This window comes from Fictibacillus sp. NPDC058756 (genome assembly GCF_042746035.1).
Classification (GTDB): Bacteria; Bacillota; Bacilli; order Bacillales; family Fictibacillaceae; genus Fictibacillus.
The window spans coordinates 2,624,506-2,639,300 of record NZ_JBHYPU010000001.1 but is presented as its reverse complement, the minus strand read 5'-3'; the positions used below and the strand labels follow the sequence as shown (position 1 = coordinate 2,639,300).

Annotated in this window: 19 protein-coding genes and 1 pseudogene; 17 read left to right on the top strand and 3 right to left on the bottom strand. The window is 36.6% G+C overall.

Features of this window, described 5'->3' with window-relative positions; translation table 11 throughout:
• Positions 1–40: 40 nt before the first annotated feature.
• From ACFW35_RS13480 to ACFW35_RS13410, 15 genes and pseudogenes are all read left to right on the top strand, one after another.
• Complete coding sequence (locus ACFW35_RS13480; protein ID WP_379846410.1) at positions 41–493, top strand: hypothetical protein; 453 nt, start codon at positions 41–43, stop codon at positions 491–493.
• Positions 494–589: 96 nt separating this feature from the next.
• Positions 590–945 (top strand): annotated as a pseudogene (locus ACFW35_RS13475) (YunG family protein).
• A 65-nt stretch (positions 946–1,010) separates the two neighbouring features.
• Positions 1,011–1,460 carry a hypothetical protein gene (locus ACFW35_RS13470; protein WP_379846408.1) on the top strand — a complete coding sequence of 150 codons (450 nt, stop codon included), beginning with the start codon at positions 1,011–1,013 and terminating at the stop codon, positions 1,458–1,460.
• A 17-nt stretch (positions 1,461–1,477) separates the two neighbouring features.
• Positions 1,478–2,044 (top strand): AAA family ATPase, encoded by a 567-nt coding sequence (locus tag ACFW35_RS13465; protein WP_379846406.1) that lies wholly within the window; start codon positions 1,478–1,480, stop codon positions 2,042–2,044.
• A gap of 41 nt (positions 2,045–2,085) precedes the next feature.
• On the top strand, positions 2,086–2,508 hold the full coding sequence (locus ACFW35_RS13460) for a DUF4181 domain-containing protein (RefSeq protein WP_379846404.1): 423 nt from the start codon (positions 2,086–2,088) through the stop codon (positions 2,506–2,508).
• Between the two features lie 24 nt (positions 2,509–2,532).
• A complete protein-coding gene (locus ACFW35_RS13455) occupies positions 2,533–3,090 on the top strand; it encodes an NUDIX hydrolase (protein ID WP_379846402.1) in 558 nt (185 codons plus the stop codon).
• Between the two features lie 164 nt (positions 3,091–3,254).
• On the top strand, positions 3,255–3,743 hold the full coding sequence (locus ACFW35_RS13450; RefSeq protein WP_379846400.1) for an RNA polymerase sigma factor: 489 nt from the start codon (positions 3,255–3,257) through the stop codon (positions 3,741–3,743).
• Positions 3,740–5,179, top strand: coding sequence for a zf-HC2 domain-containing protein (locus ACFW35_RS13445; RefSeq protein WP_379846398.1), 1,440 nt, complete (start codon positions 3,740–3,742; stop codon positions 5,177–5,179). Before ACFW35_RS13450 ends, ACFW35_RS13445 begins: the two co-directional genes overlap by 4 nt.
• A gap of 205 nt (positions 5,180–5,384) precedes the next feature.
• Entirely contained in the window at positions 5,385–5,957 is a 573-nt protein-coding gene (locus ACFW35_RS13440) for a TetR/AcrR family transcriptional regulator (protein WP_379846396.1), read from the top strand.
• Between the two features lie 54 nt (positions 5,958–6,011).
• On the top strand, positions 6,012–6,956 hold the full coding sequence (locus ACFW35_RS13435) for an NAD-dependent epimerase/dehydratase family protein (protein ID WP_379846394.1): 945 nt from the start codon (positions 6,012–6,014) through the stop codon (positions 6,954–6,956).
• A gap of 152 nt (positions 6,957–7,108) precedes the next feature.
• On the top strand, positions 7,109–7,453 hold the full coding sequence (locus ACFW35_RS13430; protein ID WP_379846392.1) for a n-acetylglutamate synthase: 345 nt from the start codon (positions 7,109–7,111) through the stop codon (positions 7,451–7,453).
• A 66-nt stretch (positions 7,454–7,519) separates the two neighbouring features.
• The gene (locus ACFW35_RS13425) at positions 7,520–7,891 is read left to right on the top strand and encodes a hypothetical protein (RefSeq protein WP_379846390.1); all 372 of its coding nucleotides are present in this window, start codon (positions 7,520–7,522) and stop codon (positions 7,889–7,891) included.
• A gap of 838 nt (positions 7,892–8,729) precedes the next feature.
• Positions 8,730–9,224: an Lrp/AsnC family transcriptional regulator gene (locus ACFW35_RS13420; RefSeq protein ID WP_379846388.1), complete on the top strand. Its 495-nt coding sequence runs from the start codon at positions 8,730–8,732 to the stop codon at positions 9,222–9,224.
• Positions 9,221–10,393: an aminotransferase gene (locus tag ACFW35_RS13415; protein WP_379846387.1), complete on the top strand. Its 1,173-nt coding sequence runs from the start codon at positions 9,221–9,223 to the stop codon at positions 10,391–10,393. Before ACFW35_RS13420 ends, ACFW35_RS13415 begins: the two co-directional genes overlap by 4 nt.
• Before the next feature lie 217 nt (positions 10,394–10,610).
• The gene (locus ACFW35_RS13410) at positions 10,611–10,781 is read left to right on the top strand and encodes a hypothetical protein (RefSeq protein ID WP_379846385.1); all 171 of its coding nucleotides are present in this window, start codon (positions 10,611–10,613) and stop codon (positions 10,779–10,781) included.
• Between the two features lie 445 nt (positions 10,782–11,226).
• Here the strand turns inward: ACFW35_RS13410 and ACFW35_RS13405 are convergent, their stop codons facing one another.
• Complete coding sequence (locus ACFW35_RS13405; RefSeq protein ID WP_379846383.1) at positions 11,227–12,213, bottom strand: Gfo/Idh/MocA family protein; 987 nt, start codon at positions 12,211–12,213, stop codon at positions 11,227–11,229.
• Positions 12,214–12,397: 184 nt separating this feature from the next.
• On the opposite strand from ACFW35_RS13405, the gene ACFW35_RS13400 reads away from it, so the two are divergent.
• Positions 12,398–12,541 carry a hypothetical protein gene (locus tag ACFW35_RS13400; protein WP_156774237.1) on the top strand — a complete coding sequence of 48 codons (144 nt, stop codon included), beginning with the start codon at positions 12,398–12,400 and terminating at the stop codon, positions 12,539–12,541.
• Positions 12,542–12,592: 51 nt separating this feature from the next.
• On the opposite strand, the gene ACFW35_RS13395 is transcribed toward ACFW35_RS13400, so the two are convergent.
• Positions 12,593–12,787 carry a hypothetical protein gene (locus tag ACFW35_RS13395; protein ID WP_379846381.1) on the bottom strand — a complete coding sequence of 65 codons (195 nt, stop codon included), beginning with the start codon at positions 12,785–12,787 and terminating at the stop codon, positions 12,593–12,595.
• A gap of 113 nt (positions 12,788–12,900) precedes the next feature.
• On the opposite strand from ACFW35_RS13395, the gene ACFW35_RS13390 reads away from it, so the two are divergent.
• Positions 12,901–13,710, top strand: coding sequence for an alpha/beta fold hydrolase (locus tag ACFW35_RS13390; protein WP_379846379.1), 810 nt, complete (start codon positions 12,901–12,903; stop codon positions 13,708–13,710).
• A 69-nt stretch (positions 13,711–13,779) separates the two neighbouring features.
• On the opposite strand, the gene ACFW35_RS13385 is transcribed toward ACFW35_RS13390, so the two are convergent.
• Complete coding sequence (locus ACFW35_RS13385; RefSeq protein WP_379846377.1) at positions 13,780–14,538, bottom strand: hypothetical protein; 759 nt, start codon at positions 14,536–14,538, stop codon at positions 13,780–13,782.
• Positions 14,539–14,795: the final 257 nt, after the last annotated feature.

The following is a 14,795-nucleotide window of genomic DNA, read 5'->3' as shown; positions in this document are numbered from 1 at the left end:
TATGTTGAGAAATTCAGATAGAAATAAGTGAGGGATGGGATTGAGGAAACTTTTATTCTTCTTCATTTGTGCATTACTAGTCATTAATACAACTTGTTCAGACAAAGGGATTAAAAAGCTCGATATAGACGACATAACTTTTGGAACTCTTAAAATACATGTGAACGGAAATTTAGTAAAAGACATTCGTCTTATGGAAAACAAAAACTTATTAAAAAAACTAGAAGAGGAATATAATAATGCAAAATTTCTCTCTGAAGAAAAAGAGAACTTGGAACCTATTTTAACGGATGGAGACTTAGAAGAAAAAATCTCAGGCTCTTACATTATTGTTGATAAAAAATCGTCCGGAAACAATTTCTATATTGGGTACAAAGGAGAAAATACATTTAAAGTCATTGCTTCGGGAAGTAGTTTCAAAGATGGCACATACGTTTATTATATTGAAAGTAAAGATTTGAAAAATACAATTGAGAATCATTTGAGTGAATAGTAGCTCGGTTAATATACTGTGATGTTTTGGAGGGATAATTTGAAGAAGAGAAATGTAGTTCATCTCCTTAATCTAAATGATAAAACAATAGGTACAATCTCAACCGTTACCAAATTAGAGTTATTGAATGCTTTAAATAAAGCATGGTCATTAAAATCAAGTTCAAAATGGAGTTTTGATAATCCAGCAAAAGGACAATGCGGGGTAACATCTTTAGTTGTTCAGGATACTTTAGGTGGGAAATACAAAAAACTCAGTTAGCTGAGGGGTGGCATTATTATAATGTTATTGATCATAAACGCTATGATTTTACAGAATCTCAATTCAGTGAAAGCATAAATTATGAGGACATCCCTTCAAACAGAGAAGAGGCATTCTTGGACACTAACATTAATCAGTATAACTATCTTAAAAATAGTGTTGAGGTACAGCTGAGTAATTTATCCAAATAAACTGAAGTAAATGAATTGGGTGCATTACTTCATTTGAAGTTTGATTTTTTTCAGGAGGGATTGCTATGAAACACAAACTCTCTTTTCTATTATTAATTGGTCTATTTTGTGCATTGATCCTTCCAACGAAATCATCTGCTACGTCATGGGCGTATCCGTTTGTTGTTTGGGATGGTTACATTTATCTCGTGAATGATGAGTATGTTACAGAGGTAGATAAAGAGATCGGAAAGGTTACGAGATATTCAGATATGTATCCGCAGTCTGGAAACTTTTCAAATGTTTATGAGAAAGGAACCAAGTATTACTCTATTAAAGATGTTAGTTCAGATGAAGCCATTGCGGTGGAAGACGGCAGCGGAAAATATAAAAAGGCTGTAAGAGAGAAAGAGTATACGTTTGGAAACGAAGACTCTCCAGAAGATAAAAGTTCAGACATAACTGCAACACTTTTAATGCTATCTGCTATTACAATTTTTCTAATGATATTCGTGTTGAAGAAAATTAAAAGATAAAGGAAAATGGCTCATTTATGAATAGACTAGTAATCATGACAGTCGGCAAAACACATAGTGGAAAAACTACTTTTGCAAAGGCATTAGAAAAAGAACTACATAACTCAGTTGTAATCGATCAAGATAACCATGCTGAATTCCTGCATGCATATTACCAGACATTGTTACCAAAGCAAGGGCCGAATGTAATCAAGTATGCGATCACACAAACGATTGTGGATTATGCAGTTAATGAAACGAACTGCCACATTATTCGCTGTAACTCCCACAGAAGCCAGAAAAGCAGATTGGACCAGCTAGCTTATTTCCATGAAAAAGGGTTTACGAGTATACTAGTTAACTTTGAAATTCCAACTCATGTTCTTGAAGAGAGAATTGCAAGGAATAATCGAAGTAAAAATGTATTACGGGTCGCATCAACGTTTGATGAAGTTCTGACTCGCCAAGAGAATGAGACGAACAAAGGAGATATTTTAGCTCCAATAGAAGGAGAGGCAGATCATTTATTTATAATTGAAAACTCTGATGATATTCAATCTGTTATTGAAAAAATTGTTAACATGGCACAAAGTGTTGGTGCTTAAGGGAAGAACTGCTCGGATTTTAAATAAAGGAGGAAACGGTGTTGGAACATTTTTGGTTGAAAGTTTTCCTGCTCATAGCATTATATAGCTTATTAATATACGTATTTAATAAACTGACGATGAAGTGGCTTAACGTTGAAAAGAAGAAGTTCTTTTCAGATAACCATGTACATAATAATCACAAAAAAATAGACTGGATCATTAGAATTACGTTTCTTGTCATAGTGATCATCAGTGCGATTATTAATATTATGCGTATTCATAATGGGTTAGAGAAAATTTGGTTTTTGGAAACATACGTGGTTCTATTTGTTTTTATCATTGTTACAGAAGCGGCAAGAGCTTTGATGGAGCGTAAATATGCTGAGAATAGAAATGATTATAAATTCACCATTGTACGATTAATGTTTATATCCACATTGCTACTTTTAACATTTACGACTAACTTTTTTGGGTTGGTTTAATTTGAAGCTAAAGAGAGGCTGCTTATGAAAAAGTGGAGAACTTTAAGCTCGGAATATTTTTATAAAACACCATTTGGTAACTTGAGAAAAGACAGATGTGAACTGCCAAACGGACATATAATAGAAGGTTATTACATAAATGAATATGCTGATTGGGTGAATGCCATTGTTGTAACGAAGGAAAATAAGATTGTGTTAGTTGAACAATATCGTTACGCAGGGGATGATCTGTTTTTAGAGATACCAGCAGGTAAAATGGAAGAGAATGAAACATACGAAGAAGGCATTCTTAGAGAAGTAAGAGAAGAAACGGGGTTTGCTTCAAAGTTAAAGCCAATTAAATTAGGAGAGTTTATGGTCAATCCTGCTACTCAAAACAACAAAGTCATAACCTTTCTCATAATGGATGCCTATCAAGAATTTGAACAAAATCTAGATGCAACAGAAGAAATAGAGGTTCGGTTATTTGATTTTAGTAATCTGGGAGATTTAATTAGAACGAACCAAGTGAAAACACAACTATTCACAGCACACGCTTATTTTATGGCTAAGGATTATCTCGCTGAAATACAAATAAAATAATGCTTTAATTCACATTGAGTGCATTTCTGTAAGAAAGAGGTGCACTTTTTATTTTGGATTAATCAACCTTCTTGTTCTGATATCCGAAATAAAAAAGGGGGTTAAAGATTTTTTGTAACTTTTTCCTTTTTCATTTGTCATTATCTGTGGGAGGAGAGAAGAACATGGCAGATCCGCTTGAAGAGATGTATCAGGCCTATAAAGAACCGATCTTCCGTTATCTCCGCAATATGTGCCGAAGCCGTACGATTGCAGAGGAACTTACGCATGATACATTCATAAAAGCTTTCAAGGGATATGGCCGGTTTCGCGGTGAGTCCTCCCTTAAAACGTGGCTTTTTAAAATTGCGAGAAATACATATTTGAATGAAGCGGGAAAATTTTCACGGAAGAATGAGATTCCTTTTGCAGAGCCTGAACTTCAATCAAAAGGAATAACTCGAAATATCGACACAGAAATGATGATCAAGCAAACCCTTCAAAGACTTTCAGAAAAAGAAAGATCGCTGCTGGTTCTAAGAGAACAGGGTTTCTCGCTCAACGAGATGGCAGAGATCCTTAACCAGACGGAAGGGAACATCAAGGTAGGCATTCATCGGGCAAAAAAGAAGTTCAAGGAATTTTATCTCGAAGGAGAGGAGGACAGAAGATGAAACTAGATTGCAGTCTTGTAGAAGATCTGTATCCACTATATGAAGAAAATGAATTAAAACCGGAAAACAGGCGTGCAGTGGAAGAACATTTAAAGAAATGCACCCGATGCAGAGTGTTGTATCAAAAAGGCAGCGGATTTTCTGAGGTATCGCTTTTCCCTGAAGATAAAGAAGAAAAAGTATCTAAGGAACTCGATGACCGGATCAGACTGAACTTCCGGTTAAGGCGAATGAAAGTCATTGCCGTTCTTCTTGCAGCAATCATTATTGTCACAGGAATTAACCGGTATGCAGCAAACCGTGAGCAAGTAGCTACCCTTTTAAACGGTATGTATCTTTATTGTGAAACACTTAATGGAATTGCAAAAAATCCTTATGAATCAAGCAGTGAATATTTATCATCTTCCATTGACGATATCATTGATTTGGACAATGAATTGAATTGGCTCGAACGCAATTTATTTAACAATACCTCCTACAATTTTTTCGTGGATACCGAGGTTCTTAATGAAATGCTAACTAGTCTAAAAGAACGAAAAAGTCAGGGACTTCAGGATGAAACAGATGTGAAGGCAATCGAACTTTTGCAAAAGCACTCTAATGCTTTATTTCAGCATGTTCAAAGCGAGTATGATAGTTTCCACCATGGCTATAGTTCGTATTTAGAGATTCTGGATATTGATGGAATCGGAGAACCTATTAACAATATCGAGGAACTTGCTTACTTTTATAATACCTATCACAAGCTGCCTTCTGAGATGAAGCTGTTGGGCGAGAAAGAATTAGAGAAGAAAATTAGAACAGTTTTCAATGCAAAAGATGGGAAAATCAAATTAACAAAATCTCATAATGATGCTCCTGGTATTTATCGTTTTAATATCAATGGCATCCATGGTGAGATAAATGGGTATTCTGGAATCATTCTTCAAGCTGATAATATCTCGTTGCAATTAAATGATAAAAAGCCGAAAGACAAGAAAGAAGTTATGGAAGAGGCAAAACAATTTGTTAAAAAAATTTACGGCAATAATACACACTTTGAAATGTGGCATGAAAATATTGGCGGTCAGCCAAGTATCTCCAGATTCAGGTTTGTTCCGCTTGCCGGAGAATATAGACTGCTATTCCAGGGATCTGAACCGTATTACATCCAATTTGATGCGGAAACTGGGGACAGCATGTTTTTAGCACACAGGCCTATGCTTACAAAAGGATTTTTCACAAAAAAATACAAGGAAGTGCTTAGTACAGAATCGATTGAATCAAAGGCTGAACAGGTTTCAGGTGTCAAAGGAAAATCAGTAGAAAAAGGCATTATTTATTCCACGGTATCTGCCGATTACGTTCTTGTCCATGTTTTCGAAGGTGAAGATAATTTCGTTTATATTAATGCCGAGACGGGTGTGGTTGAAAGACCTTATGTTTTTAACTATTAAACTTAAGAATCGGTATTTGAGTTCTAGCCATTCCATTTATTTTTTTGAAAGTACTCAGAGGCGGGAACCATTAATATGTAGAATTACAGTACACATCTTAATAAATAAAGATGTGTACTTTTTTATTTTATTTCAATTATTTGACAATCGGTGATGGGAAGAGTTAATATAATAATTGAACAGTGGTCAATAAGGAGAAGAAGCTATGTCACCAAGGAAAAAGGTCAATCAAGAACTTACCCGACAAATGATTATGGACGCTGCGAGAGATCTTTTTGTGAAAAATGGCTATCAGCATGTATCCATGAGACAAATAGCAAAAGAATTAGGGTATAGTCATGGTGCACTTTACTACCATTTTAAAAATAAAGCAGAGTTGTTTTATGCATTAGTTGAAGATCACTTTGCTATGTTGAATCAAATTCTGGATGAAGTGTTGGAACAGCAGGTAGAAAATAAGAGTAAACTGAAAAACATTATTTTGGCTTTCATTGAGTTTGGTCTTACACATCAAAACCATTATGAAATCATGTTTCTAATCAAAGATGAAGAAGTTAGAAACTTTATCAATCAGAGCCCAAATAAAAGCTATGAAAAATTTGCACAAAGTATTTTTGCTTTATGTGATAAGGAGATCACTCTTCAAGAGATATATAGTCTTTTTTTATCATTGCATGGCTTTGTCACTCATTATTGCCGCCATGTTGTGAACTATGATGAAGTAAAAGGTTTTGCTGAAGTACACGCAGAGTTTTTAATGAAAAGATTAATCGTTTAATCTTTTTATTTTATCAATAATTGACCAGTGGTTAATAAAGAGGAGGAAGTAAAAATGAAAAGAGCTTTAGTTATTGGGGCATCAGGAGGAATGGGGTATTCGATTGTAAAGGAATTATCAAACAGGGGAATACAGGTGAATGCATTTGCCCGCAATCGCGTGAAATTAGATAAACTTTTTCATAACGATCCGAATGTCACTATCTGTTCAGGCGATATATTTCGCTTAGCGGATTTAGATCAAGCAGCGAAAGACACAGACATTATTTATCAGTCAGCAAACCTTCCGTATAGTGAGTGGAAAGAGAAGCTTCCGATTATGATGTCCAACATCCTTCAAACCGCTGAGAAGCATGATGCAAAGCTTGCTATAGTAGATAACATTTATGTGTATGGACGTAGTAAAGGGAAAGAAGTTCGGGAAACGACGATAAAAAATCCAAATACAAAGAAAGGAAGAATTCGGCTGGATGTAGAAAACATGGTCATGCAATCGAACGTTGCTGCATTGATTGCGCACTTTCCAGACTTTTATGGACCATATGCAGAAAACACAATCTTGAATTATACACTTAATAATATCGTAAATGATAAAAAAGCCAGCTTTGTCGGTGACCAAAATATCGCCAGAGAATATATTTATACGAAAGATGGAGCAAAAGCAATAGTTAATTTGTCGCTTCATGAACAAGCATATGGGGAAACATGGAATATACCGGGATACGGGGTTATTTCCGGTAAAGAACTAATTCAGATAAGCCGAGAACATACTGGGTTTCAAAAGAATGTATCAACTGTTTCGAAGAATATGATCAGATTCCTAGGCTTGTTTAATCGTCAGATGAAAGAAGTGGTTGAAATGTTTTATTTAAATGAAGATCCGGTTGTATTAAACGGTGAAAAATATGAAAAGTTGATCGGACCAGTTCCACGTACGCCATATTCTGAAGGTCTTAAAGATACGATTGATCATATGAAAAGAAGTGAAGTTTTACAATGAATTTCTTTTGTTAGTATATCTCGTAGCTAAAATGAACATTTCTTCAAGAAGGAGAAGTGTTCTTTTTTTTTAGGAAGGTGATTGTTTATAATGATGGACAACCAAGAAAAAATGATATGATTGTAAAAATAAATTCGGAGAGGAGCAACGAGATGATAGATTATAATGGCCGCAGTTTTGTCTCAGTAGAAAATACAGATAACGGAGAAGTATCTTCAAAGACCTTTTTTGAATATAAACAAGAGGGTCAGATCATCACAGCAACTTATAGTGGAGGGGAAATTATTAAAGGAACCTTGGTTGGAATCGTAAAGGAAGACGGTTGTTTAGAGTTTAGGTACAACCACGTGAACACCAAAAGTGAAATTAGAGGCGGACAATGTAAATCTACTCCTGAAATATTACCAGACGGGAGAATCAGATTGTACGAGAATTGGAAATGGCTTGATTCGGAAGCTACTGAGGGACATTCCATAATTGAAGAAGTCAAAATATAAACTATTCGGTGCTATAAAAGATAATGGAACCTAACATTAAGGGGGGCATTTCTTCAAGAAGGAGAAGTGCTCTTTTTTATTGAATTAAGGGAAATGTTAACGAATATAGAAAAAGGATTGGTAAAAAAGAATCTCGTTGGAGGGGTAACGTTGGATAAAAAGATAAAAGAATTAAGTATTATCTCATCTCTGTTAGCCATAGCGGGGTTAGTTCTCATGTTTTCAAGTAACTATTTTGGGACTACACTGGGTGATTCCTGGCGTCATAATCAAGCGGGTGTTATTGATACCGAACTCTATTATCGAGTTACTGACACCTATAAAAATAACTTTGTGATTATTGGCAGTATCCTGTTTGGAGCAGGTATCTTAACAGCCATTCTTACGTATTTTATATCCTTCCTAACCGTAAAGAATGAGAATAGAAATATAGTCTGACGAGGTGATTAAAGAGTTGAGGAGCTTAAGTAAACATAAATATTTTGCAACTGCATGGCTTATTGGCATTCTTATGCTGACTGGATGTATCGGTGAGGATTATTATGAAGATCTATAAAATATAGACAAAGGAGTGTGGATTAACAATGAAAACACTATCTGAAACAGCTCCGCAAACAATAGGAAAACCTTCAAAAAAAAGAAAGATCACAAAAGAACAATATAGAGCAAATATTACGTAACTATGCTGAAAATAAAACTTTTGAATTTGATATTAACAAAGTAAAAGTATCTAAGAATGATCCTGTTCTTAGTACGGTTAACAACATTTTGACATCTATGAAATGAAAAAAGCCCTATAATCTAGGGCTTTTTATTATTGGTAGTAGAGAAGGGGCTAGATGTTTAATCGTTTCCATAGAGGACGAATAAGAAATCTTTCCATTTTGAAATCGGGTTGTTCATGATTACTCAATCGTTTTAAAAGTGCCTCTTTATATTGATTTTTTGTACACTTCACTGCCAACACCTCTAAATTTTGATATCTAATCTTATGTAGGTTGTGATTGATATTGTATAAAAGCCAACACAAGTAGAATTAGATATTATATTTTTAGGATGGTCAGTATTACTACTTTTAAAACAAACATCCTTGCTAATACTTCCTAGTTTACTTCGAAAAAAGGATAAGTAATTTTAACACTCCATAGAATACTTCTCCAACTTCAACAACCTGGTGCGTTTCTGTAATTAGTATCTAAAAAATAAGATTTGAGTGGCTTAAGTCAGAGGGTTTGTTATAATGGTCAGCATATTCTACTAAAAGCGAGTGATTGATTTGGATTCTAAAGAACGCGAACTACTGCACCTAATTGAAAAAAACGGACGACTTGAAACTGCAACTATCGCAAGGTTAATGGGTATACCAGTGGATGAAACAAAGCAAATCCTAGAAAAGCTCGAAAAAGAAAAAGTTATACTAGGCTATTCTGCCATAATTGACTGGACGAAAGGTACCGAAGAAGGGGCTGTAACTGCAATGATTGATGTGAAGGTCACTCCAAAGCGAGGTGTCGGCTTTGATAAAGTTGCCGAGCGGATCTACCGTTTCCCTGAGGTTAAAGCTGTATATCTTATGTCCGGCGTTTACGATTTGTCTGTATCAATAGAAGGAAAAACGATGGCAGAAGTCGGACGTTTTGTATCTGAAAAACTCTCAACAATAGATTCGGTCATATCGACAACTACTCATTTCATTTTAAAAAAATATAAGCATGACGGTCTTGTTTTTAGTGATAATGATGAGGATAAACGAATTGTGGTGTCGCCATGATCACAGAGCCAACTTCAAAATATTTATCAAATACCGTGCAATCCATTCAACCATCAGGTATCCGCCGTTTTTTTGATCTTGCTTCCTCTATGGAAAACGTCATTTCCCTTGGAGTCGGTGAGCCAGATTTCGTTACACCTTGGAACGTGATAGAAGCAAGTTATCACTCGTTGGAACAGGGTTATACTGCTTATACAGCCAATGCCGGACTGATAGAGCTGAGGAAAGAGATTTCTCGATATATGAAAAGGCGATTTGGTGTTACGTACAGTGCGGAAGAAGAAATGGTGGTTACAGTCGGTGCTTCACAGGCTATTGATCTGGCTTTGCGAGCGGTTGTGAACCCCGGAGAGGAAGTCATTGTCGTTGAGCCAAGCTTTGTGTCCTACGCACCAACCGTAACGCTCGCAGGCGGAGTCCCTGTTCCGGTAAATACGTATAACCGTGATGAATTCAAGCTGCAGCCTGAACAAATAGAAGCTGCAGTAACTGAAAAGACCAAAGTCATTATGTTATGCAGTCCGAATAATCCAACAGGAACGGTGTTGTCCAAGGGAGATTTGGAAAGAATAGCGGAAGTAGTGGAGAAGCATGACCTGCTCGTTATTTCAGATGAAATTTACGCGGAACTAACGTACGATGAACCGTATACAAGTTTTCCTGCTGTGAGAAATATGCGGGACCGAACGATTTTAATTTCTGGATTTTCAAAAGCATTTGCCATGACCGGTTGGCGATTAGGGTTTGCCTGTGGTCCTAAAGATATTTTGCAGGCTATGCTGAAAATACATCAGTATACGATGATGTGCGCCCCTACTATGGCTCAGCATGCAGCTCTAGAAGCACTTGTTAACGGACAGAAGGATGTTGTAAAAATGAAGGAAAGCTATCGACAACGCCGAAGTTTGGTCGTTCATGCTTTAGAGGAGATGGGCTTATCGTGCCATGTCCCAGGCGGTGCTTTTTATGTATTTCCCTCGATAGAAAAGACTGGACTGTCATCTGAAGAGTTTGCAGAACAGCTCCTGATGAAAGAGCAGGTTGCTGTTGTTCCCGGTAGTGTTTTCGGTGAGAGCGGAGAGGGGCATGTCCGCTGTTCCTATGCAACCTCTGTTCAAAAACTCGAAGAAGCTATGCGTCGAATTGACCGGTTTTTAAAAACGTTATAAGGATCTGTTTGATATAAACCTGAATTGTTACACCAAATAAAAAAAGAGTATTTCCACGAAAGGTGCATTTCTAGAACAAGGAATGCATCTTTTTTAATGGAATTATTTATTGAGTTAATTTTAAAAAATTTAATAGTTGGTATTAAGCAATTGAGCAGGAATAAGATATGAAATTTATTAGAGAAAATAAAGTCAAATCTTAAAAGGAGGTTATGAATTGAAAATAAAAAAAATTTTACTTGCTATCGTAATTTCTTCACTTTGGCTAACAGCCTGTACGATTGGGGAAAATCAAGTGGAAGAAAACAAAGATGATTTACCTCCTTCTATGACGGGATTGATTAATGTACAGTGGAAAGAGTATGAAATGGAAGCGGGAAATTATTAATGGGAGAGAAAAAAGGGAGCGGAAACTGAAGTTTTACAAACGGATGCTGCATCTCCATCCCAAATAGGTGAAAATTACAAAGCTATTGGGGTAGAACCTAACACTAACATTAATATTGAAATTGACGATAATCCTAAGATTTCCGTTTACCAATGGAATGAAAACGGTAGAGATAAAGAAGTCACCTTAAGAAACAATCAATTATCTGTTTCGTCAAGTAAAGGTCGGTACATCTATGAGGTATTAGCAAAATGGCCAAATGGGGAAGTGTCCTACACATTTGTAGTTGAAGTGAACTAATTAACTTTGTTTTTATACTGTGGATTGCTATTGTGGAAGTTTTAACACCAGTTTCAACGATCGGGTGCTTTCATGGAAAAAGGGTATAAAAAAACCGACCAAATAAATATATGGTCGGCTAAGCACTTTGTACAGTGTTTTATGATTAATTGCGTTTATCCGCAGGGAAAACCAGTCCAATCTGATTCCGAGCCTCATCCATGATCTCCATCACAGCGAGTGAGTTCGCATGCGAATTCACCTTCGACTCCAGCTCACCATTTATCACAAGGTCCATGAATTCTTTTGCTTCATAATACATCTTCGGCTTGTCTTGCTCTAACGTGATATCTTCTGTTGTACCGTCTTTATAACGGATTTCGATTTTCGACATGTCTTGGATATGGTCAATCAGGATGCTCCCGTTCTCGCCTTGGATCTCTGACGGAACGTACGAGTTCGAGATCTTCGAGTACATCACGACCGCGTCTTTGTCTCCATAGTTCAAGAGGATGCTGCCTTCACCATCGACACCAGACTCTAAGAGAAGTCCGTTCGCTTTTACGGAATCAGGCTTTCCGAAAAGAACGACCATCGGGTACAAACAGTAGATGCCGATGTCCATCATCGATCCGTTTGAAAACTTAGGATTGAACGCGTTCAGCACCGTTCCTTCTTTGTACTTGTCATAGCGGGAAGAGTACTGACACGAGCTCGCAAAATAACGGCGGACAGGGCCGATCTTATGTAAGTTCTCCTGAATGCTCTTAAAGTTCGGCGTTACCGTAGACCGCATCGCTTCCATCAATAGGACCTTATTTTCTTTTGCAGCCGCAATCATGCTCTCGAGTTCCTTCACGTTCGAAGCGATTGGCTTTTCACAAATGACATGTTTGCCTTGGTTCATCAACGTGATGGCTTGTTCAGCATGAAACGAGTTAGGGCTGGCAATGTAAACCGCGTCGATCACATCGCTCGCTGCCATTTCTTCTATATCAGTAAACGTATGTCCAGCACCATTCCTATCCGCAAATTCTTTCGCTTTCTCTTCCGTACGGGAGTAGACCGCTGATAACCTAAAACCCTCAACTTCTTTTGCTGCAGTAATAAAACTTTCAGTAATCCAGTTCGTTCCAATCACACCAAATCTCATACCATTCATTCCCTTCAAAATAAGGTAGGCAAAAGCCATACCGTTTTCATATTATGTATTCTACTCCTTTCGTCATATTAAAGACAAATCATCGGGACCAATTGACTGTTTTTGTCAAAAAAAGTTTCATACTATAATAATTCCGGGTATAGTGAAAGTAAAACCTGGTAAGGAGGGATGAGTTATGCTTACAATCACTAACCATGAACAGCTAACTACGAAGCCTTTAGATTTGCCAGTACCACGATACGTGCTCAGTGAGAAACCAATCTCTGAGCAAGATAAGCAAAAGCCAGAATTCGAACTTACGTCATTGAATCCGAAATAGAAGACATACAAAAAAGAGCCTAGATCAACTTGATCTGGCTCTTTTTCTGTTCTATCTTAACTGTTTTTGTTTTGTTTCCTTAATCGTTTTATAAAAATAGAGAGAACCATGACCAACGGCAATCCCTATAGGCAGGATAATAAAAGCAGCCCAAGACTCACCGTGCAAACCGAACACGTAGAAGACCCCATATATGATGATCATAATCATAATGCTAAATATGAATCGGATAAAATAGTCTTTCACCGTTAACGCCCCTCATTGCTATGTTTGTTATATAGTACCACAATTCACAAAAGAGCAGGATTCAATAATGGTTTTACAGAATGGAGTTACCGAAGTAAAAAGGAGTGGTAACCATGTCTTATTGTAAAGTAGAAAAAGCGAATATCTATTATAAAGAAATCGGATCAGGAACACCGATCCTCTTGATCCACGGATTCTCACCAGATCATCGCCTGATGAAAGGATGCATGGAACCGATCTTTCAAGAAAGGGATGGATACAGGCGCATCTATATCGACCTGCCAGGAATGGGGCAAACGAAAGACTATGAATCGATTCAGAACTCTGATGAGATGCTGGAGGCTGTTATTCAATTCATTGAAAGGATATTGCCGAACGAGTCATTCTTGATCGCAGGAGAATCATATGGCGGATACATCACAAGAGGAGTCATTGCGAAAATGCCTGAGCGTGTAATGGGTGCAGCGTTTATCTGTCCGATGATCATTCCGGATAAAAACGAAAGAACACTGCCAGAGCATGTCAACATACAAGTCGATCAAGAATTCCTCGCAACTTTATCAGAAGAAGAAAGAGAAGACTTCAAAGGAATTCATGTGAAGTTAAATGAATACACGTGGAAAAGGTACAACGAAGAAGTCGTGGCCGGAATGAAGATAGCAGATCCAGCATTCTTAGAAAAAATTTCAGGAGCCTATGGATTCAAATTCAAGATCGACCTAGAAGTGTTTCCGAAGCCATGTGTGTTCCTGGCGGGAAGGCAAGACCATATTACAGGCAATAAAGATGTGTTTGACATACTTGATAAATATCCGAGAGCTACGTTTTCCGTATTGGATACTGCGGGGCATAATTTGCAAATTGAGCAGGAGGAGCTGTTGAGAGTACATATTAGTGAGTGGTTGGATAGAGTAAAAAGATAGATTTAAAAAATCTATATAGAAAAAATCCGCTTCTAAAACTAACAAGAGGCGGATTTTTAAAGGGATTTGTTAACCAGAAATAATTTCTTTTTGAAAATAATTACGAAGCATTTCTTTCATTACGTCTTTATTCTCAGCAAATTGCTTATGGCGATGCCCATTACCTCCTGAAGGATGTGGGAATCCTGACAAAATATTTGATGAATTTAGCAACTGTTTTTCTGCCAAATAATTTAATACATTAGATACATTTACACCTAGTGGAATTATAAGCGGGTTATCTAAGGCAGCCATTTCAACAGCAAAACATTCTGTAACATAATGTTTCAAGATATCGTTTTTCAAGATGTTAGGCGTTGTTCCACTAAAGTTTTTCCCATTGTAGAAAACAGGATAAGTAATTACTGAGGTTGTGTGAACTAAATGACTAGCTTCTTTAAATAGCTCCATCGAAGTAGACAAATCTAAGTACTCGTGTAAACCAAGCTCGTCTAACATTTGGACGAGATTTTTTCTCATCGTTCCTTCAAAGCTGGAATTGTTCTTAACTTGGCGAAGAATTTCTTCATCGTTTGGTGTTTGGTTCTTTGCATCTAATACGGTTGAAAAAGATTTTTTCATTTGGTGTAATCCAGGGGTGATGCCTACTATTACAACTTTAGCACGTTCATTTATATATTCAAAAGGAGCGTAATATATTTCTAGTTTTCTGCTGCCATTTGCCTCCAATAAAAATTGATTATCCTGCAAAAGTTCTTCATCTAGAGAGGGCAATGATTGAATTAAGTTTTTAAATTGATTAAATCTTGAATAAGCTGCGATTGTCATAGGAAAAGTGCTCCTTTTAATAATTTATTAGGCTTATCTAAAGTATAACAGGAATGAATAATATAATTGAAAGTTATTGTATTTCCATTGTTAAAAATTTAATGCCTCTATAAAAGTTATCTGTAAATTAAGGAGATTATTTAACTACTTTCATTGTAATGGGAATTGTATCCTTTTTTTAGTGTGCTATAACTGGTAATATTTATAAGAGAATAAATTTTTGTACAATATCGGTTGTGGAATAAGGAAAAATGTAA